This window comes from Rhizobium sp. P1_E1 (genome assembly GCF_056406015.1).
In genome coordinates, this window is sequence record NZ_JBFUAY010000015.1 from 46,151 (window position 1) to 71,009 (window position 24,859).

Genomic DNA, 24,859 nt, shown 5'->3' on the forward strand with positions numbered 1-24,859 from the left:
AAATGCCCGTTGACTCTTCATTAGCTCTCTGGAATCTATAAGAACATAACAGGAACAAGACGGATCGGAGAACGCCATGGCGCAGCACGCCCTGGCGCGCGAGCGGCTTTTTGCGCTCCGCGAAACCATTGCCCGACTGGAGGGAAGGCCCGCGCCGGCGCTTGCCGCAGCGGAGCAGGAAGCCCTGGYGGAAGGACGCAAGACCCGCCAGGAGCGCATTCTGCCGCCCCTGCCGTTTGGGGTGGAGTTTCTCGACGGGGCGCTGGAAGGCGGCTTGCCGCTCGATGCGATCACCGAATTCCGCTCGGCTCTGTCTCGCGATGCAGGTGCTGCAAGCGGGCTGGCGATGGCTGTTGCCGCGCGACTGCAAAAACGGGAAGCGGATGCCGGCAGGCTTCTGCCGTTGCTCTGGATCGGCGATGCCGTCGGCACGCTGGAGGCCGGTCGTCCCTATGCCCCCGGGCTTCGGGATTTCGGGCTGAGCCCGGAGCGGTTTCTCCATGCGGCGCCGCGCAAGCTGGACGAGGCGCTCTGGCTGGCGGAGGTGGCGGTGGAAAGCGCTGCCTTCTCGGCCGTCATTTTCGAAGTGCGAGGCAATCCCGCCCATTTCGGCCTGACCGAAAGCCGCAGGCTCAGTCTCAGGGCGCATGCTGCCCGCCGTCCGCTTTTTCTTGTCCGCCAGGCCGGGGCGGAGGAGGCAAGCAGTGCGGCCTTCCGTCTGCATGTCGAACCAGTCCCGTCCGGTCTGCGGCCGTTGCCGGATGGATCGAAACTTTCCGGCAGCATCGGCAATCCCATTTTCCGTCTCACGCTGGAGAAGAGCCGCAATCCGGCCCCGCTCTCCTTTCTTCTGGAGTGGAACCCCCATGAACGCGAATTTCTCCCTATCGCCGAACCAAACCTCGTTCGTCCTCCAGGCGAACAGTCAGCGCATTCTGGCGCTCAGCTTCCCGCATCTGCCAACGGACCGCATCGCCCGCAAGCGATGGGGGCTCTCCTGGCGTTCGAAAGGGCGTCCTGAGACGCCGCCTATCGTCTGTTCCGGCAAGCTCAACAATGCCATGCGGCTGACGGCACTGGACGAGTTGGCCGAGAGGCTGGGGTTGAGGAAGGAGCTGGGCGTTGCCGAAGCGCGCGCCATGTACCCCATGCTCGAGGTCGCGGAAGAAGATCCGGCGGCCGACCGCCGGTTGCTGGAGGCAATTGCCGACTGGTGCGACCGTTATACGCCGCTGGTGGCGTTCGACGGCAAGGACGGCCTGTTTCTCGACATTAGCGGCTGCGCCCATCTCTTCGGCGGTGAAAAGGCGCTTCTTCGGGATGTGCTGTCGCGGCTTTTCCATATGGGGTTCGATGCGCGAGGCGCAGTCTCATCGTCGCCCGGCCTTTCCTGGGCCGCGTCCCGCTTCGGGCAGGGCGGCGTGATCGAGGACGAAGAGACGGAACATGTGCTGATGTCCTTGCCGGTCGCAGCCCTGCGGCTGGAGGGACAAACCGTCGCTGCCCTGAACAAGCTCGGTCTGAAATATATCGGCGACGTCATCGATGCACCGCGCGCGCCGCTGACCCGCCGGTTCGGCCCGGAACTGCTTCTGCGTCTCGACCAGGCGCTGGGACGTGAAGAGGAGCCGGTCTCGCCCCGGCGTCCTGTTGCCAGCCTCTCGGCCGAAAGCCGTCTGATCGAGCCCATCGGGACGGAAGAGCAGATCCTTGCCGTCACCAGGCAGGTCGCCTTATCGCTGCAGCCGTCGCTGGAGGCGCGGGGGGCTGGCGGACGGGTGTTCGAACTGGTCCTGTTCCGCGTCGACGGCAGGGTCTTTCGCATCTCCGTCGGTGCTTCGCAGCCGCTTCGCGAACCAAAATTCATTGCCGGGCTTTTTTCCGAGCGATTGCAGGCGGTCTATGACGATCTCGATGCCGGCTATGGTTTCGAGATCCTGCGGTTGAATGTGTTGCGGCACGATCCCTTCAACGAGGCGCAGGGTGATTTCGAGGGCGACCGGCAGGGAGAGATCTCGCTTTCGGCCTTCGTCGACCGGGTCTCGGCCCGACTTGGTGCGGATTGCCTGCAAAGCTTCCAGCTCCGCGAGAGCCATGTTCCGGAACGCGCCGTCATCACGGTTCCTGTGATGGAGAGCCTTCCCAGGCGGAAGGCAGCGCAGGACATCCAGCTTCCTTTCCGCGAAGAGCGCCCGCTGCGGCTCTTTGCAACGCCGGAGCCCGTCGAGACCATACTTGCCGAAGTGCCCGATGGTCCGCCGCAGATCTTTCGCTGGCGGCGCATGCAGCATCAGGTGGCAAGAAGCGAAGGGCCGGAACGGATTGCGATGGAGTGGTGGATCGATGGGGATGACGCCGAGGCGCGTGACTATTTTCGCATCGAGGATGAGACCGGACATCGCTTCTGGATCTATCGGCGGGGCTTTTATGGTCAGGCGCTTGATCCTCGCTGGTTCATGCATGGCGTGTTCGCATGACAATCGCGCGCGCATTCTTCGAGATTGGCACAAGGACGAACTTCTCGTTTCTTGAAGGCGCCTCTGGCCCCGAGGAGATGGTCGTGCAGGCTGCTCGTCTACGGCTCGGCGGTCTCGGCATTGCGGACCGGAATTCGGTTGCCGGTGTGGTCAGGGCGCATGCGCAGGCGGAGCAGCTTGAGGAGAGATATAAGAACAGGGATGAAATTATAGCCCAAGCGAAGAAGGAAGGAAAAGAGGAGGAGATCCTCGATCCCATCCGGATTCAGCCGGGCGCTCGTCTCGTTTTTTCCGACGGAACGCCTGATATTCTCGCCTATCCCCGTAACCGGCGGGGCTGGGCGAACCTTTGCCGTCTTCTGAGCGCCGGCAACCTGAAAGAAGAAGCGGTCAAGGGATGCTGCATTCTGACGGAAGCGGAACTCATGGAATGGGGGGATGAGATGATGCTTGCTCTCGTTCCCGATCGCACCCTTGTCGATCGTCAGGCGGGTCAGCCGACGCTGGAAGATTATCTGGAACGGTTTCGCAGGCGCTTCCGCAAGGCTTTTTATATGGCGCTGGCGCCAGCCTATGATGGCCGAGACAGGCAGGTCTTTGCGGTGCATGCCATGCTTGCCGCTCGAAACCGTGTGCGGCTGGTTGCAACAAACCAGCCGCTTTACCATCATCCTGAACGCCGGCCGCTTTCGGATATCGTGATCGCGATTCGGGAGCATGTACAGATATCGCAAGCCGGATTCCTTCTGGCGCCGAATGCCGAGCGTTACCTCAAGGATTCACGTGAAATGGCCCGGATATTCCGGGACTATCCTGGTGCGATCGACAATACGCAGGCCCTTTTCGGCAAATTGACCTTTTCGCTGAAGGAACTGGAGCACAATTATCCGCCGGAAAACGATCCTGGTGAAACGCCGCAGGAGACTCTCGAAAGGCTGACGAGAGCGGGAGCGGCAAGACGCTATCCCAAGGGTATCCCGCCCAAGGTGGCGCCACAGATCGAGTATGAACTCGATCTCATTAAAAAAAAGAAATATGCCTCTTATTTCCTGACGGTTCACAGGATCATCCAGCACGCCCGCTATGAACTTAAGGTCTTGTGCCAGGGGCGCGGATCGGCGGCAAATTCGGTCATCTGTTATTGCCTTGAAATAACGGAAGTCGATCCTCAAAAAAGCACACTGCTCTTCGACCGCTTCATTTCGATGGATCGCGACGAACCGCCGGATATCGATGTCGATTTCGAGCATGACCGGCGCGAAGAGGTCATCCAGTTCATCTATAAAAGATACGGCATAGAACATGCTGGGCTGACGGCGGGGGTGACGACCTACCGTACGCGCTCGGCTGGCCGTGAGGTCTCCAAGGCCTTTGGGCTTTCGGAGGATGTCCAGTCGGCGATCAGCAGCCTCGTCTGGGGCTGGTCGGAGGATAATCTCTCGGAGCGGGACGCGAAGGCGGCGGGTCTCGACGTCAAGGATCCGGTGACCCGAAACGTTCTTCAGTATGCGTCCGAACTTCTCGGCTTCCCGCGCCACCTCACCCAGCATGTCGGTGGCTTCGTCATCACGCGCGATAGGCTCGACGAGGTGGTGCCGATCATGAAGACGGCGATGCCGGATCGCTACATGATCGAGTGGGACAAGGACGATCTCGATAACGTCAAGATCCTCAAGGTGGATGTGCTGGCGCTCGGCATGCTGACCTGCCTGCGGAAGGCCTTTTCGCTGCTTGAATTGCATTACGACGTGAAGAAGACGCTCGCAGACCTCGGCAACAAGGAACATGGGAACGAAGGCGAGCCGGTTTACGAGATGATGGGCCGGGCCGATACGCTCGGTGTCTTCCAGATCGAAAGCCGGGCGCAGATGAGCATGCTGCCGCGTCTGAAGCCGAAGGTGTTCTACGATCTCGTCATCGAGGTGGCGATCGTGCGGCCAGGACCGATCCAGGGCGATATGGTGCATCCCTATCTGAAGCGCCGGGAGCAGCGGGCCAAAAACATTCCGATCAAATATCCGAGCAAGGAGCTGGAAACGGTTCTGGAAAGAACCCTCGGCGTGCCCTTGTTCCAGGAACAGGCCATGCAGATCGCCATTACCGCCGCCGGCTTCAAACCGGCGGAAGCCGACAAGCTTCGCAGAGCGATGGCGACATTCAAGAGAACGGGTACGATCGGTAACTTCGAAAAGCGGTTCATCGAAGGAATGGTCTCAAAGGACTATGATCCGGAGTTCGCGAAGCAATGCTTCAACCAAATCAAAGGTTTCGGGGAATACGGTTTCCCGGAAAGCCATGCCGCCTCCTTCGCGCTGCTCGTTTATGCTTCCTCATGGCTCAAGGCCTATTATCCCGACATCTTCTGCGCAGCGATGCTGAATTCCCAGCCGATGGGATTTTATGCGCCGGCGCAGCTGGTGCGGGACGCACGCGAGCACGGGGTAAAGATCCTGCCGGTCGACATCAATGAATCGAACTGGGATTGCGGTCTGGAAGAGGCTGTCTTCGATTGGAATGCCATCGATTTCCGGCATGACAAGATGCGCGATATCATCAAGACCCGGCATGCGGTGCGGTTGGGTTTCCGGCAGATCAAGGGCCTTTCGACAGGCGATATGGAGCGGCTCGTCAGCAATCGAGGCGAAGGCTACGGTTCGGTACGCGATCTCTGGCTGCGGTCCGGTCTGCAGAAATCCGTCATCGAGCGACTGGCGGATGCCGATGCGTTCCAGTCCCTCAAACTGTCACGACGCGACGCGCTTTGGGCGGTGCGGGCGCTGGATGTGAGGAGCGCGGCCGAGGAGCTGCCGCTCTTCGAGCAGGTCCGTCATGTCGACCTCCAGATCGAGCCTGTAGCGAAGCTGCCGGAAATGCTGCCGGGAGAGCAGGTCATCGAGGACTACCGTTATCTCTCACTGTCGCTGAAGGCGCATCCCGTCTCCTTCCTGCGTGAGGAATTGCGCAAGGCGGGTGTGACGCGCAATGTCGATCTGTTGAAGGTCGCGAACGGGCAGAGGGTGACGATTGCGGGCCTCGTGCTGGTGCGCCAGCGACCTGGTTCGGCAAAAGGTGTGATCTTCATGACGCTGGAGGACGAGACCGGGGTGGCCAATGCGATCGTCTGGAACAAGATATTCGACAAATACCGCTCAGTTGTGATGGGCGCCCGGCTGGTGAAAATCCGCGGCAGGCTGCAAAGCCAGAGCGGAGTGATCCATACCGTCGTCGAGCATATCGAGGATATGACGCCGGCGCTCGGTATCCTGCAACGTGAGGCCCGGCGTTTCGGCGTCTGCGAGCGGGCAGACGAGGTGCTGAGGCCGGGTGTCGATCAGCGGCAGAAAAAGCCTGCGAATGCGCAGGAGCGGGCGGAGCTGGAAAAACGGATGGTTGCCACAGGCCGCCATGCCGGCGCGGGGGAAACCGCTGAGGTGATGCCGCGCGGACGCAACTTCCATTGAAGTACGTCGCAGCGATCAGGACCATGCAGGTTGTCTTCATTTGCCTTATGGCGTCATCATCCTGAAACCGCTGCATAATCCCGGACGATATGCATGAGGCCTCATTCGCACACCGTTGTTCAATGCTGYGGGACTCGAATTTTTTCTTGACAGCCACCATCTTCTTTAGCAGAAAACACGATAGTCAGTGTCATGTTTGGAATGAAGACGTGCTTGTCTGCAGCTGCAATTATATAACCGATAAGGAAATCCGGGAGGTTATCACCAATCTTCTCGATGAAGATTGTTGGCAGCTTATCGTGCCTGCGAAGGTCTACCACGCCATGGAAAAACGCGGCCGCTGCTGCGGTTGTTTCCCCAACGTCGTCGACATCATTATCCAGACGACCGAGGAATATCACGCCCGTCGCCACTCGACGGAGACCGAAATATTTGATTTCATGTCCCGCTTGAAACAATTCCATGAGGAAAACAGGAGAGCGGACATTGAAAGGCGACAAAAAGGTCATCGAGCGGCTTAACGAGGCGTTGTTCCTCGAACTCGGTGCGGTCAACCAATATTGGGTTCACTATCGTCTTCTTGAGGACTGGGGCTACACCAAGCTCGCCAAGAAGGAGCGCGCCGAATCCATCGAAGAGATGCACCATGCCGACCGGCTAGTTGCACGCATCATCTTCCTCGAAGGCCATCCCAATCTGCAGACCCTCGCACCTCTGCGCATCGGCCAGAACGTCAAGGAAGTTCTAGAAGCCGATCTTGCCGGCGAGTACGACGCCCGCACGGCCTACAAGAAGTCGCGCGATATCTGTCATGACGCCGGCGACTACGTTTCCATGAAACTTTTCGAGGAGCTGCTGGCGGACGAGGAAGGTCATATCGACTTCCTCGAAACACAGATCGACCTGCTCGAGAAAATCGGCGAGAGCAAATACGGCCAGCTCAACGCCGATTCCGCCAACGAAGCCGAATAAGATTCGAACGAGATGCCGGCCGCCGATGGCGGCCGGTGATCCTATTCCTGCCGCCGAGACAAACGGAGGCAGTCATCCTGCCGTGATCAATCTTCCGATTGAAGTGTCTCCAAGTGCTGGAACTCGGCCACCACCTGGTCATAGACGGCGCGCTTGAAGGGCACGATCAGCTCCGGCAGTTGCTGCATCGGCTTCCATTCCCAGGCATCGAATTCCGGTTCATGGCCGCCAGGCGGCGGGTTGATGGCGATTTCGCTGTCGTCGCCGTCGAAGCGGAAAGCGAACCAGCGCTGAGTCTGGCCGCGGAATTTTCCTCTCAGCCCTATGCCGATCAGTGCCGGCGGCAGATCATAGTTGATCCAGTCTCTCGCTTCGGCAAGCAGGGTCACCGTCTTGATGCCGGTCTCCTCGTAAAGCTCGCGGTAGGCGGCGTCCAATGGATCCTCGCCCTTGTCGATGCCCCCCTGCGGCATCTGCCAGAGCTGCGGCGARCCGTCATATTCGGAATTGCCGTCGGAGATGCGCCGCCCGGCCCAGACGAGGCCATCGCGGTTCAGGATCATCACGCCGACGCAGGGGCGGTAGGGCAGATCCTCGGCTTTCACGGTCGCCTGGCTCATCTTCTTCTCCGTTCTGGGATTCTTCTCAGGGATTCTCTCAAGGATTCCTGGGGTCGTTGGAAAGGGCGGCAACGCCGACAATCTCGATGCCGCGCATCGCAGCCTCCTCGCTCCATTTGGCGATGGCGTCAACGCTCTCATCGAAAGCGGCGGCGACGCCGATCGCCTGGCCGTTCTTGCGGGCAATGCGCTCGAGTTCGTCGAGCTTCTTCAGGACGGCATTGATATCAAGCTGGCCGTCGAGCTGCAGGTCGGCGAAGGCATAGGGCAGTTCGGTTCCCTTGGCGATCGCCGCCGTCTTCGACTGCGCTGATGTGCCATCGTCGAGAAACAGCAACCCGCGCTTGCCGATGTCGCGCATGACAGGCTCCATGGCGGCGGGATCAGACAAGAAACGGCCGCCGAGATAATTCATGACGCCGGTATAGTTGGTGATCTCGCCCATCGCCTTGTGCAGGTTCTCGATGTTGCGGGCGGCCGACTTCGTGGTCAGCAGGGTTTCGGGGCCCGGATCGTTCGCCGGGTAATCAAAAGGTTCGAGCGGTACTTGCAGAAGGATCTCGTGACCGCCGCGGCGGGCCTCCTGCATCCAGCGCTGCAGGCTGTTGCCGCTTGCGGCGAAAGCGAAGGTGATCTCTTCCGGCAGTTCGGCGATGGCGCGCTGCGTTCCGGTCTGGCTGAGCCCGAGGCCGCTGACGACGATGGCGATGCGGACACCGCGCGCGCCGGACGAGGGACGCGCATATTGATCCATTGGCCGCCGGCCATCGGGGCCGACGATCGGCAGCCTGCCAAAAGGCGTTTCTTCGAGCAGCGCATCATTGGGCTGGGCTGCCATGCGCGGATCCTGGCCGATCTGCATGGCGTCGACCAGCACCGGCCCGCCGCCGTCGCGCGGGCGGGGGCTGTATTTGGTGACGACCGAGCCGTCGCCGGTGACCATCTGCTCGACATTGGCGCCCGAGCGCGGGTCGGCGCGTGGCATGCCGTCGGCCGCTTGGCCCGCTGTGGCCGTCGGCGGCTGAGGCGTATTGGCAGGGGGCGTTGCGGCTTGTTCGGCGGCCGGCGGTTTGGTGCGTTCGAGCCCATCGCCGCGAAATGCCGTATAGAGGGAAAAGCCGCCTATGGCGAAAAGACAAAGACTGGCGGCGATGCGGCCCAGGCGCAGAAAACCCGGACGCTTGCGGCCGGCTTTGCGGTTGCGGCCCAGGGGCGTATGCAGGTCCGTTCCCAATTTTTCGCCCGCTCCAAAACCGGGAAACAGCAGAAAGGGTCAAGGCCGGGCGAGGTGCCCGGCCTTGATGTGATCGACTACTTGGCGACGACGGCCTTGTCTGGGTTCGGCGGGAAGGCCGGATCGGTCTTCTTGCCGCGCAGAAGGTCGAGCGCGTAGTTCAGCTGAACGTCGTCCTTCGGGTCCGGCGGGACATAGGCGACCGAGCCCGAACCTTCGTCGGTCTCGCTCTGACCCTTGATGTGGCCGCGCAGGCTGGATTCGCCTTCGGTCACCATTTTGCCCTGCAGTTCCTGCGGCAGCGGCTCCTCGACCTTGATGTCGGGAGTGATGCCGGTACCCTGGATCGAGCGGCCCGACGGCGTGTAATAGAGCGCCGTGGTCAGGCGCAGCGCGCCGTTTTCGCCGAGCGGGATGATCGTCTGGACGGAACCCTTGCCGAAGGAGCGCGTGCCGAGAACGGTGGCACGGCGCAGATCCTGAAGCGCGCCGGCGACGATTTCCGATGCGGAAGCCGAGCCGCCGTTGATCAGCACGATCACCGGCTTGCCATCCGTCAGGTCGCCCGGGCCGGCATTGAAGCGGCGGGTTTCATCCGGATTGCGGCCGCGAGTCGAAACGACTTCGCCGCGCTGCAGCAGGGCATCGGAGACGTTGATCGCCTGGTCGAGCAGACCGCCCGGATTGAGGCGCAGGTCGAGAACATAACCCTTCAGCTTGTCGGCCGGAACGGTGTCCTTGATCTTCTTGATCGCCTTTTCCATGTCAGGATAGGTCTTCTCGGTGAAGGAGATGATGCGGAGATAACCGACATCGTCCTCGACACGCGACTTGACTGCCTGAACGGCGACGACGTCGCGGACGATCGTCAGCTCGATCGGCTTGTCGGCACCCTTGCGGATCAGCGTCAGCTTGATCGGCGTGTTGACGGCGCCACGCATCTTCTCGACGGCGTCTTCCAGCTTCAGGCCGCGCACGGACTGGCCGTCGATCTCGGAGATGTAGTCGCCGGCGAGAACGCCGGCTTTGGCGGCGGGCGTATCGTCGATCGGGGTGATGACCTTGACGAGTTCATCTTCCATCGTGACTTCGATGCCGAGGCCGCCGAACTCACCCTTGGTCTGGGTGCGCATGTCCTCGGCGTCCTTCGCATTCATGTAGCTCGAATGCGGATCGAGCGAGGAAAGCATGCCGTTGATGGCGTTCTCGATCAGCTTGTCTTCCGCAGGCGGCGTCACATATTGCGCACGCACACGCTCGAAGACATCTCCGAAAACAGACAGTTCCTTGTAGGTCGAGGATCCGGCCGCTTCTGCCGGCACACCCGCCGAGTAAATGACGCTCATTGCGGTCGCACCCATCAATGCGCCGACCAGAACAAGAGAAGCCCTACGAATCATTGCGTGCCTTTCCAGTGTCTTTGGCGGTCCACCACGGCCGGGAATCGACCGGTTTACCGTCCTTTCGAAATTCAATGTAAAGCGTTGGCCGGTTCGTTTCCAGCGCCAATGCAGTTGCGCTTGCCACTCTTTTCGCGCCCATCACGGCAAGTGGCTCGCCGGAGAAAACGAATTTTCCCTGACGGGTATTGATCGTATCCATTCCCGAGAGAACCAGGTGGTACCCATCGCCCGCGTCGAGGATGATCATCTGGCCGTAACTGCGAAATGCGCCGGCGAAAACCACCAGGCCATCCGCAGGCGCCGTCACCACCGTCTCCGGATTGGTGGCGACCGTCATTCCCATGGCCTCGTGTCCGGTGCCGTCGGCATCGCCGAACTGGCGCAGGATATCGCCCGCTACGGGCACCTCCAATTTCGCCTTCAATTCTCCGAAGGGATATGCGGGCGCAATGCGGTTTTTATCGGGCACACCGCTGTCGGCGAGAGCCTTGGCCTGAGCGCGTTGCTCGTCCGTCATAAGCTTGCGGTTCTCCTCCGCCCGGCGGGCGGCAGCGGCAGCATCCCGCACCGAAGCGATCTCGGATTCCATCGAGGCGACGAGGCCTTCAAGGCTGGTCGCCTTGCCTGCCAGCTCCTCGGAACGTTTCCTTTCGGCCGCGAGTTCGGCGGCATTGCTGCGGCTGAGCTTGTCGTTTTCGGCAAGCAGCAGGTCCATGCGCCGCTCTTCCTCGATGCCATCAGTCATCGTCCCGGTCAGGGAGGCCTTCTCGGCGGCGCTTGCAGTCTGCAATGCGGCGAGGCTTGCGAGGTCTGCGGCAAGCTTGTCGGTCTCCTTGCGGATGCCAGGCACGACGGCGCCGAGCAGAATGGCGCTGCGCACGGAGGCGAGCGCGTCATCGGGGGTGACGAGCAAAGCGGGCGGCGGGTTGCGGCCCATGCGCTGGAGCGCTGCCAACACCTCGGCCAGCAGGCCGCGGCGCTCGTGCAGGGAACGGCGGATGCCATCCTCCTTGACGCCGAGATCGGCAAGCTTCTTCTCGCTTTCGAGGATCTGCTTTTCGAGCGCCTTGCGGCGGGCGGCGGAATCGATCAGCGCCTGGCGGATGCTTTCGGTGCTCTTTTCGAGATCGGCGATGCTCTGCTGAAGCGCGCTCACCTTGTCGGTGGAGAGGCTGATCGTCTTCGACAGGGTTTCGAGTTCGGCACGGGTCTGATCACGCTTGGCGGCAAGTTCGGCGGCCGGATCGGGTGGCGCCGGCTCGGCTGCCGGCTGCGGTGCAGATTGTACCACCTCGGGCACGGCATCCTGCGCCCGGACGATGAACGGATTTGCCGACACGACAATCACCGCTACACCGACGCCGGCCGCGATAGCCGGGAGGATCATGCGGTGTCGCCTGGTGGATGCTCTCGTCATGCGTGTTGGGGCACTTTCACAAATCGCGCGGAGACTAAGCTGATTTGATGCGCTTTGCCATAACGTTTGCAGGAGAAGGGGTGGCCAAGCAAACACGGCTGCGTGACATTGCGACGCATTGGCCAACGCTTTGCCGACACATCGGGCCGATGCGGCATCAGACGCGGTGATAGGGGTGACCAGACAGGATGGTGACGGCACGATAGAGTTGCTCGGCGATCAGCGTGCGCACGAGCTGGTGCGGCCAGGTCATCTTGCCCAGGCACAGCGTGGCGTCGGCACGGTCGTACAGCGAAGGATCGAGGCCGTCGGCGCCGCCGATCGCGATGGTCAGCTCGCGTTTGCCCTGGTCGCGATAGGAGCCGAGCAGGTTTGCGAAGGCTTCGCTATCAAGCGCCTTGCCGCGTTCATCGAGAAGGATGAGGATGCTGCCATCGGCAAGCGATTTCAAAAGCATCGCCGCCTCTTCACGTTTGCGGGTTTCCGCATTGGAGGCACGGCTTTCGCCAACTTCGGCAACGCGGGTAAGTTCGAGGCCGACGGCAGGGCCGGCCTTGGCGAAACGGTCGAAATAACGGGCGGCAAGATCCTTTTCGGGGCCGGACTTCAGCCGTCCCACCGCAAAAAGACCTATTCGCATTCATCCGCTCCCGCTCATGCGGCACTTCGGGCGCACACTACGCCACCGGCCGGCTTGTGATGTTTTCCGGCCAGCCAATGCCACGTCTCAGGCGCCGGACAGATGCCGGCACGCCTGTCAGTGCCGTGTTTCTTCATCCATATCCGGAGCCGCCCACATCTTTTCGATGTTGTAGAACTCGCGGATTTCGGGACGGAACACGTGCACGATAATGTCACCAGTGTCGATCAGGACCCAATCGCCGCCTTCCTGACCTTCGACGCGGGCCGTACCGAGGCCGTCGTCCTTAAGATCGGTGAGCAGATGATCGGAGATCGCCATGACATGCCTGTTCGAACGGCCGGAGACGACGATCATGTAGTCTCCCAGCGCCGATTTTCCGGCAATGTCGATGGTGACGATATCTTCAGCTTTGGAGTCCTCGAGGCTGGCGAGGACGGTTTCTAGGGCACGGGCAGCGGCATCGGCGCCACGTTCCGCACTCTTCGGGATAACGGCGAACGTTTTTCCCTTGGCGTGTACTGTTGTCAGTGCTTTCCCTTTCCTGGAATGACAAACTAGGCACAACACAGATCCGATCGAGACCGGATCATGGTTAAGATAGGCATCAAACGATTAATGTTTCAAGACATGCTAAGGTACGGAACGGCCGAAAAACCGATCTGCCGTTCGAATTGAAGTATTTGGCTGCTCGGGGCGGCCTCGTGCGGGCGGTGTACAGTTTCCATGCCGCAGCGTAAAGTGCGGCAAATTCCACGATCTCCAGATTCAATGACCGACTCAGCCGCAAAAACACTCGTGCCCGTCCTGCGAATCAGCTTCCCGGATGAGGATCGCCTCGGCCATGGCAAGATGGAACTGCTGGAGCATATCCGCCAGACCGGATCGATCTCGGCGGCGGGGCGGGCGATGGACATGTCTTATCGCCGGGCATGGCTGCTGGTCAGCGAGATGAACCGGATGTTCTCTGAACGGGTGGTGGAATCGCAGCGCGGCGGGCAGAAGGGCGGCGGCGCGGCGCTGACGCCRTTCGGCGAGGAATTGCTGGCGCGTTTCCGCCGGATGGAAAGGACGATGCGCACCAGCCTTGCCGAAGATCTCGCCTGGCTCGAGGGCAAGCGTAACCTGCAGCAGGGCGAGCGCGGCTGATCAGGCCTCCAGGGCAACTGTCTTGATGACGGCGAAGACCGCCCTTCCCAGTCGAAGATCCAGACGCTCGCAGGACAGTGTGGTGATCCGGGAAAGAATGATATCGCCGCCGCAATCGAGCCGGATTTCCACCGTTCCGTCCTCGGTCGACGACATCGCTTCTATCCGTGCTTCCAGGATATTCAGCGCGCTGAGCCCCTCGGGCCTTGCGGTCGCTAGCATGACATCTCGGGAGGGAATGCGGATGCGGACCGATTTGCCGGGCGCAAGGGCGGCACCGGGAATATGGAGCTGGCAGGATTTCAGCGCGATAGTCGACAGGCGGTGAAGCCCATCGAAGCTTTCCACCGTGCCTTCCAGCAGCGCGCCCGCCTCGCGCCGCTCGGAGGCGGCGGAGGGGCGGCTCAATATGTCGATAGCGGGGCCCGTCGCCTCTACCTTGCCGTCGCGCATGACGACGACCTGGTTTGCCAGCCGCGCCACCTCGGCGATCGAATGGCTGACATAGACGATCGGGATGTCGGTTTCGTCGCGCAATCGCTGGAGATAAGGCAGGATCTCGGCCTTGCGCGCATCATCGAGGGCGGCGAGCGGCTCGTCCATCAACAGCAGGCGGGGCGAGGAGAGAAGTGCGCGGCCGATGGCGACGCGCTGCTTCTCGCCGCCTGAGAGTTTCGCGGGGCTGCGCTCCAGCAGCGTCTCGATGCCGAGCAGGTCGACGATGTGGTCGAAGCTCTCGCCGTGTGCCGGTCTCGCCGCGAACCAGCGGCCATAGGAGAGATTGGCGCGAATGCTGAGATGCGGGAAAAGCCGGGCCTCCTGGAAGACATAACCGAAGCGGCGGCGATGTTTCGGGACGAAGATACCGGTTGCGGTTTCGGTCAGGGGTTCGCCGTCCAGGACGACGCGGCCTTCGTCCGGGCGGGCGAGGCCGGCGATGATGCGGATCATCGAGGTCTTGCCGGAGCCGGAGCGGCCGAACAGCGCGGTGACGCCGCGCTCGGAGGTGAAGGCGGCATCGAGCGAAAAGTCGCCGAGCCTCTGTTTTGCCTCGACGATCAGCGTCATTCCGGATCGATCCTCCGGCCGGCGAGACGGGCAAGGAATTCGGAGGCGAGCAGGGCAGCCATGGAAATGACGATGGCGACGAGCGTCAGGCGGAGCGCGCCGGCATCGCCGCCAGGCACCTGGGTGAAGGTGTAGATCGCCGACGACAGCGTCTGGGTTTCGCCTGGAATGTTGGAGACGAAGGTGATCGTCGCGCCGAATTCGCCCATCGCCTTGGCGAAGGAAAGGATCATGCCGGCGATGATGCCGGGCAGGGTCAGCGGCAAAGTGATCGTCAGGAAGACCCAGAGAGGGCCGGCGCCGAGCGTTCCAGCCGCCTCTTCCAGCTTGCGGTCGACCGCCTCGATCGACAGGCGGATGCTGCGCACCATCAGCGGAAAGGCCATGATGGCGCAGGCCAGTGCAGCACCCGTCCAGCGGAAAGACAAGACGATGCCGAAATACTGGTCGAGCAGGCGGCCGATCGGACCGCGGCGGCCAAACAGGATGAGGAGAAGAAAACCGGTGACGACCGGGGGCAGGATCAGCGGCAAGTGAACGACGCCGTTCAGCACCGATTTACCCCAGAAGCGGCCGCGTGCAAGCAGCAGGGCGACGAGGATGCCGAAGGGCAGGCTCGCCAGCATGGCGACAATCGAGACGCGCAGGCTGAGCAGGATCGCCGTCCATTCCTCATCGCTCAAGCCCAACATGTCCAAATGCTACGGTCTCCCCGGAAAATCGAAGGCTCGCCGAGGCGAGCCCTCACGCTAAGCTGCGGCCGACGATTCCGCAATCATTTCAGCCCTCAATCACTTGAAGCCCAGATCATTTCAGGCCCATATCACTTCAGGATGGTGAAACCCTGCGCCGTGAAGAAGGCGGCCGCCTTGTCGGATTTCAGGAAGTCGAGATAGGCGGATGCATCCGGGTTCTTGCTCTCGGCGAGGATTGCGATCGGATAGATGATCGGCGGGTGGGAATCGGCGGGGAATGTGCCGACGATGGCGACACCCTTATCGGCCGCGGCATCCGTCTGATAGACGATGCCATAAGGCGCTTCGCCGCGCGAGACGAGGGCAAGGGCGGCGCGCACACTTTCGGCGCCGGCGACCTTGCTTTCCACTGATTTCCAGACGCCGAGCTTTTCGAGCGCGGCCATGCCGTATTTACCGGCCGGAACCGATTTCGGCTCACCCATGGCAAGCTTGCCGCCACCGAGGAGTCCTGCGAGATCGAAGCCCTGCTTGATCTCGACTGGCTTTGCCTTGTCCTTTTCCGCCACGAGCACAATCTTATTGCCGAGCAGGTTGGAGCGGGTGTCGGCCTTGATCAGGTTCTTCTTGGCGAGATACTCCATCCAGTCGAGGTCCGCCGAGATGAATACATCGGCAGGGGCGGCGTTTTCGATCTGCTTGGCCAGCGCGCCGCTCGCGGCATAGGAAGCGACGGCGTCCTTGCCGCTTTCCTTCGTCCAAGCGGCATTGGCGGCGTCGAGCGCATTCTTGAGGCTCGCTGCCGCAAAGATAGTGAGCTTTTCGGCTGCGGCGGCAGGCGTTGAAAGCGCTGTCGCGCCAAGCCAGAGGGCAGAGATCGCGGCGGTTGCCAGCTTCATCCATTGGCGGCGGTTTTGCATGATTTATTCCCCAGCGTTCGAAATATTGCGACGAATATAACGAGCCGCACGTCTTGGCTAGGGATATATCCAAGAAAATATAACCGTATCCGGCGCTCGCGTTCGCAGCGGCGCAATGTTCACGCATTCGTGAGGTGCATGGCTTCCGCCGAAACTGAGATCAGCAGGGTGAAAATACCTGGGAGTCAGTTTGCAAACCGCAAGGACTCCCGGCGGCCGGGACCAGTTCCTTAATTTTTGCTAATAAAAACGGCAATGGGGAAGCCAAATTCACCTCGAGATTTGCATCCTATGCATTGCTGCAATGCACCAATCGATATTCACCTTTTTGTCGAATATGATAAAACATACTCATCGACACGGCTTCTCCTCCTCCCATAGCCGTTCGATAGGGTCGACAACACTCCTCCTCCCAGTTGTCGATCGAGTTTATAAGCCCGACGGATCTCCTCCCCCGTCGGGCTTTCTCGTTTTCGGGATCTTCTAAAATCAGGCCGGCGCGTGCGTCTTGCCGGGCGCGCGGCGCTCTATTCTGCGTCGGCGTGCGACGAGCCGTTGCGGATTGCCGTCGAACTCAGGCCGGAGCGCGGCCCGTGGATGAAAGTCCAGGCCGGTGCACGCTTCTTCCAGAGAACACGCGCGTCATCCTCATCAACACGGGCGAAATCGAAGGTCCTGGCCATTTTCGAGGAGAGGAAAGAAAGCGTCGCGCCCGGCCGATCGATCACCGCGATCGGGAAAGTGCGGGCAATCTCCTGCCATTTCTGCCACTTGTGAAAGGTCTGCAGGCTGTCTGCGCCCATGATCCAGATGAAATGCACATGCGGATTACGCGCCTTGACGCGGGCAAGCGTGTTGGCTGTGTAGCTGACGCCGAACGTCTGTTCGAAGGCGGTGACCTTGACGCGGGGATCGGCGGCAACACGCTCGCTTTCGGCGATGCGCTCGGCAAGCGGGGCGAGCTGGTTGCGGCTCTTCAGCGGATTGCCGGGGGTGACCATCCACCAGAGCTGGTCGAGGCCAAGCCGCTTGATGGCGATTTCGGCGACAAGCGCGTGGCCCTGATGCGGCGGATTGAACGAACCACCGAACAGACCGACGACCATGCCGCGCTCGCTGTGCGGCATGCGGAGATAGTGCCGGTCCACATTCTCGGTCGTCACGTCAGGGCCGCGTCTGTCCGGCACCATGCACCCGATATTTGAAAGAGGTGAGCTGTTCGACACCGACAGGCCCACGGGCATGCATCTTGCCGGTGGCGATGCCGATTTCTGCACCCATGCCGAACTCGCCGCCATCGGCAAATTGCGTCGAGGCGTTGTGCAGCAGGATCGCCGAATCGACCTCGGTGAAGAAACGCGCGACGACCTCAGGGTCCTCGGCGATAACCGCCTCGGTGTGGTTGGAGGAATATGTCTGGATATGGGCGATGGCGCCCGATATGCCGTCGACGACGGCAACCGAAATGATCGCGTCGAGATATTCCGTCGACCAGTCCTCTTCGGTCGCGGGCTTCATGCCGGGCGCGACCTTCAGCACCGTCGGCGAAGCGCGGATCTCGCAGCCGGCCTCGGTCAGAACCTCGAGCAGCGGCGTCAGATGCGTGCCGATCGCGGCGCCATCGACGAGCAGGGTTTCGGCCGCGCCGCAGATGCCGGTGCGCCGCATCTTGGCGTTGACGACGATCTTCTTCGCCATTTCGATATCGGCCGAGGCATCGACATAGATGTGGCAAAGGCCTTCGAGATGGGCAAAAACCGGCACGCGGGCCTCGCTCTGCACGCGGGCGACCAGGCTCTTGCCGCCGCGCGGCACGATGACGTCGATCGCGCCGTCGAGGCCGCGCAGCATGGCGCCGACTGCAGCGCGGTCGGTGACCGGCACGAGCTGGATAGCATGCTCTGCAAGTCCCGCCGCCTTCAGACCCTCGACCAGGCAGGCATGGATAGCCTGCGATGAACGGCGCGAATCCGAGCCGCAACGCAGAATGACGGCATTACCCGCCTTGAGGCAGAGGGCGCCGGCATCCGCGGTGACGTTCGGCCGGCTTTCGAAGATCACGCCGATGACGCCGAGGGGGGTGCGGACGCGTTCGATCTTCAGCCCGTTCGGCCGGTCCCAGGCAGCAATGACTTCGCCGACCGGATCGGCAAGGGCTGCGATGGCGCGGATTCCCTCGGCCATTTCGGCAACGCGCTTGTCATTCAGCGTCAGCCGGTCGATGAAGGAAGCGAGCATCTCGGTGCCTTCGATGTCCTTCAGGTCCTTGGCGTTCTCGGCAAGAATATGCGCCTTGTTCGCCAGGATCGCATCGGCCATGGCATTCAATGCGCTGTTCTTGGCCTCAGTGGACGCAAAGCTCAGTGGTCGTGCTGCAGCCCTTGCCTTGCGGCCGATGTCGTTCATCAGCGCGTCAATGTCAGGGCTTGGCGCAACGGTATCAAGCATAGCTCGCGTCCTTCTTCTGCCTTTCCGATTTCGAACCGACCTGCGCGGTCATTACCATGTCGTCGCGATGGACCATGGCGGCGCGCCCGGCATAACCGAGAATGGCCGCGATCTCCGCCGACTTGCGGCCGGCAATCCGACGGGCGTCGTCGGCATCGTAGCTTACCAGGCCGCGGGCGATCTCGCGGCCGGCCGGGCCGATGATCGCCACCGTATCGCCGCGGCTGAAGAGGCCGGAAACGCTGCGCACGCCGGCTGGAAGCAGGCTTTTGCCGGCCCCGAGGGCAACGACGGCGCCGTCATCGACATGCAGTTCGCCGGCCGGCTGCAACTGCCCGGCAATCCAGGTCTTGCGGGCGGTAACGGGGGTGCCCGACGGCGCGAACCAGGAGGAACGCGCGCCGTTTTCGATCGCCGACAGCGGATTGTCGGTCTTGCCGGAGGCGATGATCATCGCGCAGCCTGATGCCGTCGCAATCTTGCCGGCATCGATCTTGGTGCGCATGCCGCCGCGCGAAAGTTCCGAAGCGGCTCCGCCGGCCATCGCCTCGATCTCGGGGGTGATTTCGGCAATCGTCTCGAGGAACGTCGCGTTCGGATCGAGATGCGGTGGTGCGGTGTAGAGGCCGTCGATATCGGAGAGAAGGATGAGCAGATCGGCGCCGGTCATCGTCGCAACGCGGGCGGCCAGCCGGTCGTTGTCACCATAGCGGATCTCGCTGGTGGCGACGGTGTCGTTCTCGTTGATGATCGGCACGGCGCCGATCTTCAGGAGCTGATTGATGGTGGCGCGCGCATTGAGATAGCGGCGGCGCTCCTCGGTATCACCGAGCGTCAGCAGGATCTGGCCGGCGACGATCTCGTCGCGCGACAGGCTTTCCGACCAGGCGCGCGCCAGCGCGATCTGGCCGACGGCAGCCGCAGCCTGGCTTTCCTCCAGCTTCAGCGCGCCCGAGGGCAGGTCGAGCACCGAGCGGCCGAGCGCGATTGCGCCCGAGGAGACGACGAGCACGTCGATGCCCTTGGCCTTCAGGCTGGAGATATCGGCGCACATGGCATCGAGCCAAGCCTTCTTCAGCCCGGCCTTGCGGTCGACCAGAAGCGCAGAGCCGATCTTGATGACGATGCGGCGGTAGCGGCCAAGCGGCTTACGGCTGGTCATCGTCCTCGCCCTCATCGGTGACGACCATGTCGCGATGGCGCAGCTTCGGCACCTTGGCCGGCTTCTCTTCGGTATTGGCCTCGACGATGATGTCGCGCAGCGCGCGCAGCACCTCGGTCATGCCCTTGCCGGTGACGGCCGAAATCTGGAACGGCGTCTTGCCGCAGGCCTTGGCCAATTCCTTGGTCTTCTTCTTCAGTTCGGCATCGTCGAGCACGTCAATCTGCGACAGCGCCACGATCTCAGCCTTGTCGGCCAGCTCGTTTCCGTAGGCTTCGAGCTCGTGCTTGACCGTCTTATACGCCTTGCCGACCTTTTCCTCCTGGGCGGAGATGAGGTGGAGCAGCACGCGGGTGCGCTCGACATGGCCGAGGAAACGGTCGCCGATGCCGACCCCCTCATGGGCGCCTTCGATCAGGCCCGGAATGTCGGCAAGGATGAATTCGCGCTCGTCGATGGTGGCGACGCCAAGATTGGGATGCAGCGTGGTGAAGGGATAGTTGGCGATCTTCGGCCGGGCGCGGGTGACGGCAGCCAGGAAGGTCGACTTGCCGGCATTGGGCAGGCCGACGAGGCCGGCATCGGCAATCAGCTTCAGGCGCAGCCAGATGGTCTTTTCCTCGCCGGGCAGACCGGGATTGGCCCAATCCGGCGCCTGATTGACCGAAGTCTTGAAATGGGCGTTGCCGAAGCCGCCATTGCCGCCATGGGCGAGACAGTAACGCTGGCCTTCGACAGTCAGGTCGCAGATCAGCGTTTCCTGATCTTCCTCGAAGATCTGGGTGCCGACCGGAACCTTGAGCGTCACGTCGCTGCCATTGGCGCCGGTGCGGTTTCTGCCCATGCCATGGGTGCCGATCGTCGCCTTGAAATGCTGCTGATAGCGGAAATCGATCAGCGTGTTCAGGCCGTTGACGGCCTCGACCCAGACGTCGCCGCCGCGTCCGCCATCACCGCCATCCGGGCCGCCGAACTCAATGAATTTCTCACGTCGGAAGGAAACGCTGCCGCCGCCGCCGTCCCCGGACTTGATATAGACCTTTGCTTCGTCGAGAAATTTCATTTTACTTCCAATATTCAGTGGCAGTTGGACGGCCCGTCTTGGCCCATTCGATATAGGCGGTTCCGACGGAGGTCAAAGATTATCGTGAATTTTGCGAGCTATAACATACAGTACGGCTTCGGTCTCGACGGCAGATACGATCTGGCGCGTATTGCCCGGAGCCTCGAGGGAGCCGATGTCATCGCGCTGCAGGAGGTGACTCGCGGTTTCTCCCGCAACGGTTTTGCCGACATGGTGGCCGATGTTGCAGCCTTCTTTCCCGACTATTTCTGGGTGTATGGGCCAGCCTGCGACATGCATGTCGAAGCTGATGAAGGCGGGCTCCAGCCGGTGCCGGGCACCCGTTTCCAGTTCGGCAACATGGTGCTGTCGCGCTGGCCTGTTGTCTCGACCCGGACGCTGCTTCTGCCGCGCAGCCGGACGATCGGCAAGATCAACCCGCAGCGCGGCGCAACCGAAGCGGTAATCGCAGCCCCCGGCGGGGCGATCCGCGTCTACTCCGTCCATCTCGACCATGTCTCCGCCGACGAGCGCATCCGCCAACTGCAATTCTTGAACGCGCATATCAATGCCTTCGTCCAGGAGGGTGGGTCGCTGACGGGGGGTGGTGAATTCGACCTGCCGGAGCCGCCGCTGCCGGAGGATTATATTATCATGGGTGATTTCAACATGGAGCCGGAATCGCCGGAATATTGCGCGCTTGCCGGTGCTGGCGGCGGATATTATGGACGTGTCGCCAGGATCGGCACGCCGATGGACGCCTTTGCGGCGCTCGAGGCCTATCGCCCGGGGAGCTACAGCTGGATGGATCCCGAAGATCACGGCAAACGCATGCATCTCGATTATTGCTTCGTCAGTTGCGGCCTCGAGGGCCGGTTGAAATCCGCCCGGATCGATACGCAATCCGTCGGTTCCGACCATTTCCCACTATGGGTGGAAATCGTTGATTGAGACGCCGCCCGAGTGGCGACGTCTCGAGTTTGATCAGGCAACCTTCCGCGGCTGCAGCATGCCCGGCTGCAGCACGGTTTCGATGTGCGACACCATCGTGTTGCGAGAGAAACAATAGATTTCGCCGCAACCCGTCATGTGGAAACCGAGCTTCTCCTGCAGTCGCAGCGAAGCGGGGTTGTCGGCGAAGACGCCGGAATGGATCGGCGTCTCCGGCATGCGGCGCGAGAAGCGCTCGATGATCGCCGCTACCGCCTCGCTCATATAGCCGCGCCGCCAGTAATAGCGGTTCAGCCAGTAGCCGAGGTGCCAGCGGCCGTGGCGCAGCTCGATCGAGACGTTGCCGATATGGACATCGTCCTTATCGGTGATCGCCAGCGGCCAGTCGGGCAGGGTGCCCGAGGTGACCGGGATCAGCCAGTCCAGCGCATCCTGCCGGTCGAACGGCGCCGGTACGCGGGACAGCATGCGCGTGACCGCGAAATCGGAAAGCGATTCCGCGATCGCAGGCGCATCGCTCAGCCTGTGGGGGCGGAGCGTCAGCCGGGCGGTCGAGATAACAGGCGCGGGGCCGGGCATCATCGGCTTGACCTCAGGCCTTTGCAGCGCAGTCGTGCTCATGCGATGTTCCCCCAGCTTCGGAGGGACATCCAGGTCTTGCGGTCGAGCCTGTACCATTCGACCGGCACGTTACTGCCCAGCGCCAGCGAGGCGGCGAGCCCCGATCCCTGGAACTGGAAGCCGCACTTCTGGMTGACGCGGCGCGAGGCGACATTCATTACCCGGCAGCGGGCATCGMTCTGATCGACGTCCTGGCGGGTCCTGAACACCATATCGACCAGGGCATGGCAGGCCTCGGTCGTATAACCCTTGTTCCAATAGGGCTCGCCCAGCCAGTAGCCGATCTCGACGGTTCTGCCGTCCGCATGCGGCTCGACGCCGCAGCAGCCGATAAAAGCGCCGTTTTCGGCCTTGGTGATCGCATAGACGCACTTGCCAATATCGCCATTTTTCGTGCGACGCACGAAGTCAGCAGCATCATCGGCGGTATAAGGGTGCGGCATACGCGATACCATGGTGGCGACTTTGGCGTTGTTGGCGAGATGGGCAAGGGCGTCGATGTCTTCTTCGTGGGGCGCGCGCATGACGAGCCTTTCCGATAACAAGACAGGGCAATCGGTCCTTAACCGTTCCGGCCTCAGCCGTTCTTCGGAAGACCGCTGGTCTTCCCGGGGAGACCGTGATTGGTCTGCCCTTAACAATTCGCCTTGCATGGTTCAGTCCTCCTTGAGGGGTAAAGAAAAAGGGAGATGGCGCCCCATCTCCCCTGTTTTCTAGACTGAACCTGATACGGCCAGCCGGGTCGATGAGACGCCGGCTGTTTTTGAGCGCTACCGGCTTATTCCGCTGCTTCCGCTTTCGGCATGACAGACACGTAGACGCGACCGTTGGCCTTCGTTCGGTAGTTCACATTGCCGGCGGTAAGTGCAAAAATCGTGTGATCCTTGCCGAGGCCGACGTTGGAACCCGGATGCCACTGCGTCCCGCGCTGACGCACGAGGATGTTGCCTGCGATGACGGCTTCGCCGCCGAACTTCTTCACGCCAAGGCGCTTGGATTCGGAATCGCGACCGTTGCGCGAGGAACCGCCAGCTTTTTTGTGTGCCATTGGAGTTCTCCTTTAAACCTTGTCCCGTTGATCTTACTTGGCAGCCACGATGTCCGTGATACGGACGACCGTGTGATGCTGACGATGGCCGCGCGAACGCTTCGAATTCTGACGGCGGCGCTTCTTGAAGGCGATGACCTTCTTGCCGCGGTTCTGTTCGACGACTTCTGCCTTGACAGAGGCGCCGGTAACGAAGGGCGCACCGATCGCAGCGTCGGCGCCTTCGCCGATCACGAGCACTTCGGTGAATTCAATGGAATCGCCAGCGGTGGCTTCCAGCTTTTCGATGGTCAGCACGTCGTTGGCTGCCACACGGTACTGTTTACCGCCGGTCTTGATGACTGCGAACATTTTTTATCCTTTCATGTTCGTTCCAGCTCTCCTCGCCGATTGAGCAAGGTGGCCGTCTTTTTATCAGTCGAAGTTAAGCAGGGATTTCAGAGGTCTAATCCTCGAACTCTTCCTGCCGGTGAAGCGCCCCACGCAAACGCAGGACCAGCTAGGCACGGATTTCTCCAAACCTATTGCGCAGCCGAGATACGCGAGTGACAAAAAGCTGTCAAGGCAAAAGGATGGAATGGTTCGACTTTTCGGCTTGCCAGCCTGTCATTTGCCCGTTATGAGAACGCCCGCGCCGAACAAGCGCCGACCAGACCGCGGAGAGGTGGCAGAGTGGTCGAATGCACCGCACTCGAAATGCGGCATACCTGCAAGGGTATCGTGGGTTCAAATCCCACCCTCTCCGCCATCAATTTCCCGGGATTATTAACGTTTGAGATTACCGGGAGATTGCCGTGACCGGCGGTCAGAATCGCATGCATTCCAAGGCCGCACCAGAGCCGTTCCCGAATCAAAACATCGCGCTTTGCTTGCGCTGATTCTGCCCGATATCCATTGAGCGAAACAGGCAGGAGACAAATATACGGGTGGCTCTTGGTGCGGGATCTCGTCAGTTACCCAGCGCCTTCTTCACCCAGACGCCAACCTCATCGCCGCTGCTCATGTCGGGCTGCACCAGCCCGTCGATCATGAAGGTTGGCGAGACGTGGATGCCGTTCTGCCGGGCATATTTGCAGTGCCATTTGATTTCCCGGTCGAGATCCGGGATTGCGAAGGCTTCTTTCAGCTTGACGCCGCTGTAGCGTTCGAGGCGCTCGATGATCTGGTTCGGCGTCACATCCATATTCGGGCCGCCGGCATGGCGTTCAAACTCGAACTCCTCGCGATGGGCGGCAATGGCGGCCATCACTTTCCTTGCTGTCTGCTTGCCGCCTTCCAGCGTTGAGGCTGCGATGATGCAGCGGACGAGGACACCCGAATACATATGCCAGGGTTGCGACTGCAGGCGGATCTTCACGGTGATCTTGTCTTCGCCTGCCTGGCTCAGCAGTTCGTCGAGCTTGTTGAACGCTCTGACCGAGTAAGGGCAAGTCGGCTCCAGAAAGGCCTCGAAAATGCGCGGTCCATTGCCCCAAGTCAGCGGATCGGCGTGCCAGGCGGTGGTCGTCAT

The 24,859-nt window shown here is 61.4% G+C and carries 25 protein-coding genes and 1 tRNA gene; 8 read left to right on the forward strand and 18 right to left on the reverse strand.

The features are described 5' to 3' along the window. Positions 1-76: 76 nt before the first annotated feature. The 5 genes from AC1D1Z_RS08680 to bfr all read left to right on the forward strand — a co-directional run bounded on the left by AC1D1Z_RS08680 (position 77) and on the right by bfr (position 6,910). Positions 77-1,021, forward strand: a complete 945-nt coding sequence (locus AC1D1Z_RS08680) for an ImuA family protein (protein ID WP_477850174.1) — start codon at positions 77-79, stop codon at positions 1,019-1,021. A gap of 10 nt (positions 1,022-1,031) precedes the next feature. After that, entirely contained in the window at positions 1,032-2,477 is a 1,446-nt protein-coding gene (locus AC1D1Z_RS08685; protein ID WP_281040894.1) for a Y-family DNA polymerase, read from the forward strand. Beyond that, on the forward strand, positions 2,474-5,938 hold the full coding sequence (locus AC1D1Z_RS08690; RefSeq protein ID WP_131605729.1) for an error-prone DNA polymerase: 3,465 nt from the start codon (positions 2,474-2,476) through the stop codon (positions 5,936-5,938). Before AC1D1Z_RS08685 ends, AC1D1Z_RS08690 begins: the two co-directional genes overlap by 4 nt. Before the next feature lie 122 nt (positions 5,939-6,060). After that, positions 6,061-6,459: a (2Fe-2S)-binding protein gene (locus AC1D1Z_RS08695; RefSeq protein WP_477850176.1), complete on the forward strand. Its 399-nt coding sequence runs from the start codon at positions 6,061-6,063 to the stop codon at positions 6,457-6,459. Beyond that, entirely contained in the window at positions 6,425-6,910 is a 486-nt protein-coding gene (gene bfr, locus AC1D1Z_RS08700) for a bacterioferritin (RefSeq protein ID WP_017966050.1), read from the forward strand. The genes AC1D1Z_RS08695 and bfr overlap by 35 nt, the downstream gene beginning before the upstream one ends. Positions 6,911-6,996: 86 nt before the next feature. Here the strand turns inward: bfr and AC1D1Z_RS08705 are convergent, their stop codons facing one another. From AC1D1Z_RS08705 to rsfS, 6 genes are all read right to left on the reverse strand, one after another. Continuing rightward, positions 6,997-7,530 (reverse strand): RNA pyrophosphohydrolase, encoded by a 534-nt coding sequence (locus tag AC1D1Z_RS08705; RefSeq protein ID WP_018244117.1) that lies wholly within the window; start codon positions 7,528-7,530, stop codon positions 6,997-6,999. Between the two features lie 37 nt (positions 7,531-7,567). Continuing rightward, on the reverse strand, positions 7,568-8,764 hold the full coding sequence (locus tag AC1D1Z_RS08710) for a divergent polysaccharide deacetylase family protein (protein WP_047622489.1): 1,197 nt from the start codon (positions 8,762-8,764) through the stop codon (positions 7,568-7,570). Positions 8,765-8,841: 77 nt separating this feature from the next. Then, positions 8,842-10,164, reverse strand: coding sequence for a S41 family peptidase (locus tag AC1D1Z_RS08715; RefSeq protein ID WP_017995549.1), 1,323 nt, complete (start codon positions 10,162-10,164; stop codon positions 8,842-8,844). Continuing rightward, positions 10,154-11,554, reverse strand: coding sequence for a murein hydrolase activator EnvC family protein (locus AC1D1Z_RS08720; protein WP_130718341.1), 1,401 nt, complete (start codon positions 11,552-11,554; stop codon positions 10,154-10,156). Before AC1D1Z_RS08720 ends, AC1D1Z_RS08715 begins: the two co-directional genes overlap by 11 nt. Before the next feature lie 187 nt (positions 11,555-11,741). After that, on the reverse strand, positions 11,742-12,224 hold the full coding sequence (gene rlmH, locus AC1D1Z_RS08725) for a 23S rRNA (pseudouridine(1915)-N(3))-methyltransferase RlmH (protein ID WP_112905560.1): 483 nt from the start codon (positions 12,222-12,224) through the stop codon (positions 11,742-11,744). Between the two features lie 117 nt (positions 12,225-12,341). Then, positions 12,342-12,791, reverse strand: coding sequence for a ribosome silencing factor (gene rsfS / locus AC1D1Z_RS08730; protein WP_018244113.1), 450 nt, complete (start codon positions 12,789-12,791; stop codon positions 12,342-12,344). A 204-nt stretch (positions 12,792-12,995) separates the two neighbouring features. Here rsfS and AC1D1Z_RS08735 point away from each other — a divergent pair, with 204 nt between their 5' ends. After that, a complete protein-coding gene (locus AC1D1Z_RS08735; protein WP_130718339.1) occupies positions 12,996-13,373 on the forward strand; it encodes a winged helix-turn-helix domain-containing protein in 378 nt (125 codons plus the stop codon). Here AC1D1Z_RS08735 and modC read toward each other — a convergent pair whose 3' ends face one another. The 7 genes from modC to obgE form a co-directional block, all read right to left on the reverse strand. Then, positions 13,374-14,441 (reverse strand): molybdenum ABC transporter ATP-binding protein, encoded by a 1,068-nt coding sequence (modC, locus tag AC1D1Z_RS08740; protein ID WP_131605728.1) that lies wholly within the window; start codon positions 14,439-14,441, stop codon positions 13,374-13,376. It lies immediately after the preceding gene. Continuing rightward, positions 14,438-15,139, reverse strand: a complete 702-nt coding sequence (modB, locus tag AC1D1Z_RS08745) for a molybdate ABC transporter permease subunit (protein WP_131605727.1) — start codon at positions 15,137-15,139, stop codon at positions 14,438-14,440. Before modB ends, modC begins: the two co-directional genes overlap by 4 nt. A gap of 125 nt (positions 15,140-15,264) precedes the next feature. Continuing rightward, positions 15,265-16,056 carry a molybdate ABC transporter substrate-binding protein gene (modA, locus tag AC1D1Z_RS08750; protein WP_131605726.1) on the reverse strand — a complete coding sequence of 264 codons (792 nt, stop codon included), beginning with the start codon at positions 16,054-16,056 and terminating at the stop codon, positions 15,265-15,267. A gap of 527 nt (positions 16,057-16,583) precedes the next feature. Beyond that, entirely contained in the window at positions 16,584-17,246 is a 663-nt protein-coding gene (locus AC1D1Z_RS08755; RefSeq protein ID WP_028734117.1) for a nicotinate-nucleotide adenylyltransferase, read from the reverse strand. Then, positions 17,221-18,504, reverse strand: coding sequence for a glutamate-5-semialdehyde dehydrogenase (locus tag AC1D1Z_RS08760; RefSeq protein ID WP_131605725.1), 1,284 nt, complete (start codon positions 18,502-18,504; stop codon positions 17,221-17,223). Before AC1D1Z_RS08760 ends, AC1D1Z_RS08755 begins: the two co-directional genes overlap by 26 nt. Beyond that, complete coding sequence (gene proB, locus AC1D1Z_RS08765) at positions 18,497-19,666, reverse strand: glutamate 5-kinase (protein ID WP_131605724.1); 1,170 nt, start codon at positions 19,664-19,666, stop codon at positions 18,497-18,499. The genes AC1D1Z_RS08760 and proB overlap by 8 nt, the downstream gene beginning before the upstream one ends. Then, the gene (obgE, locus tag AC1D1Z_RS08770; RefSeq protein WP_131605723.1) at positions 19,653-20,729 is read right to left on the reverse strand and encodes a GTPase ObgE; all 1,077 of its coding nucleotides are present in this window, start codon (positions 20,727-20,729) and stop codon (positions 19,653-19,655) included. Before obgE ends, proB begins: the two co-directional genes overlap by 14 nt. 84 nt (positions 20,730-20,813) lie before the next feature. Between obgE and AC1D1Z_RS08775 the strand changes: the two genes are divergently transcribed. Further along, positions 20,814-21,680, forward strand: a complete 867-nt coding sequence (locus AC1D1Z_RS08775) for an endonuclease/exonuclease/phosphatase family protein (protein ID WP_131605722.1) — start codon at positions 20,814-20,816, stop codon at positions 21,678-21,680. Between the two features lie 33 nt (positions 21,681-21,713). Here AC1D1Z_RS08775 and AC1D1Z_RS08780 read toward each other — a convergent pair whose 3' ends face one another. From AC1D1Z_RS08780 to rplU, 4 genes are all read right to left on the reverse strand, one after another. Beyond that, positions 21,714-22,301, reverse strand: coding sequence for a GNAT family N-acetyltransferase (locus tag AC1D1Z_RS08780; protein WP_018244103.1), 588 nt, complete (start codon positions 22,299-22,301; stop codon positions 21,714-21,716). Continuing rightward, positions 22,298-22,954: a GNAT family N-acetyltransferase gene (locus AC1D1Z_RS08785; protein WP_477850186.1), complete on the reverse strand. Its 657-nt coding sequence runs from the start codon at positions 22,952-22,954 to the stop codon at positions 22,298-22,300. The genes AC1D1Z_RS08780 and AC1D1Z_RS08785 overlap by 4 nt, the downstream gene beginning before the upstream one ends. 125 nt (positions 22,955-23,079) lie before the next feature. Beyond that, positions 23,080-23,349 carry a 50S ribosomal protein L27 gene (gene rpmA, locus AC1D1Z_RS08790; RefSeq protein WP_003567620.1) on the reverse strand — a complete coding sequence of 90 codons (270 nt, stop codon included), beginning with the start codon at positions 23,347-23,349 and terminating at the stop codon, positions 23,080-23,082. A gap of 33 nt (positions 23,350-23,382) precedes the next feature. Next, entirely contained in the window at positions 23,383-23,700 is a 318-nt protein-coding gene (gene rplU, locus AC1D1Z_RS08795) for a 50S ribosomal protein L21 (protein WP_003543907.1), read from the reverse strand. 307 nt (positions 23,701-24,007) lie between these two features. Between rplU and AC1D1Z_RS08800 the strand changes: the two genes are divergently transcribed. Next, positions 24,008-24,097: transfer RNA gene (locus AC1D1Z_RS08800), tRNA-Ser, on the forward strand. A gap of 201 nt (positions 24,098-24,298) precedes the next feature. On the opposite strand, the gene AC1D1Z_RS08805 is transcribed toward AC1D1Z_RS08800, so the two are convergent. Continuing rightward, complete coding sequence (locus tag AC1D1Z_RS08805; RefSeq protein WP_131605709.1) at positions 24,299-24,859, reverse strand: DsbA family protein; 561 nt, start codon at positions 24,857-24,859, stop codon at positions 24,299-24,301.

Coding starts and splice junctions, on each gene's coding strand:
- AC1D1Z_RS08690 (WP_131605729.1), top strand. CDS start 2,474: ATGACAATCGCGCGCGCATTCTTCGAGATTGGCACAAGGACGAACTTC.
- AC1D1Z_RS08715 (WP_017995549.1), bottom strand. CDS start 10,164: ATGATTCGTAGGGCTTCTCTTGTTCTGGTCGGCGCATTGATGGGTGCG.
- AC1D1Z_RS08720 (WP_130718341.1), bottom strand. CDS start 11,554: ATGATCCTCCCGGCTATCGCGGCCGGCGTCGGTGTAGCGGTGATTGTC.
- rlmH (WP_112905560.1), bottom strand. CDS start 12,224: ATGCGAATAGGTCTTTTTGCGGTGGGACGGCTGAAGTCCGGCCCCGAA.
- modC (WP_131605728.1), bottom strand. CDS start 14,441: ATGACGCTGATCGTCGAGGCAAAACAGAGGCTCGGCGACTTTTCGCTC.
- modA (WP_131605726.1), bottom strand. CDS start 16,056: ATGCAAAACCGCCGCCAATGGATGAAGCTGGCAACCGCCGCGATCTCT.
- AC1D1Z_RS08755 (WP_028734117.1), bottom strand. CDS start 17,246: ATGGTGCCGGACAGACGCGGCCCTGACGTGACGACCGAGAATGTGGAC.
- AC1D1Z_RS08760 (WP_131605725.1), bottom strand. CDS start 18,504: ATGCTTGATACCGTTGCGCCAAGCCCTGACATTGACGCGCTGATGAAC.
- proB (WP_131605724.1), bottom strand. CDS start 19,666: ATGACCAGCCGTAAGCCGCTTGGCCGCTACCGCCGCATCGTCATCAAG.
- obgE (WP_131605723.1), bottom strand. CDS start 20,729: ATGAAATTTCTCGACGAAGCAAAGGTCTATATCAAGTCCGGGGACGGC.
- AC1D1Z_RS08780 (WP_018244103.1), bottom strand. CDS start 22,301: ATGAGCACGACTGCGCTGCAAAGGCCTGAGGTCAAGCCGATGATGCCC.
- rpmA (WP_003567620.1), bottom strand. CDS start 23,349: ATGGCACACAAAAAAGCTGGCGGTTCCTCGCGCAACGGTCGCGATTCC.
- rplU (WP_003543907.1), bottom strand. CDS start 23,700: ATGTTCGCAGTCATCAAGACCGGCGGTAAACAGTACCGTGTGGCAGCC.
- AC1D1Z_RS08805 (WP_131605709.1), bottom strand. CDS start 24,859: ATGACGACCACCGCCTGGCACGCCGATCCGCTGACTTGGGGCAATGGA.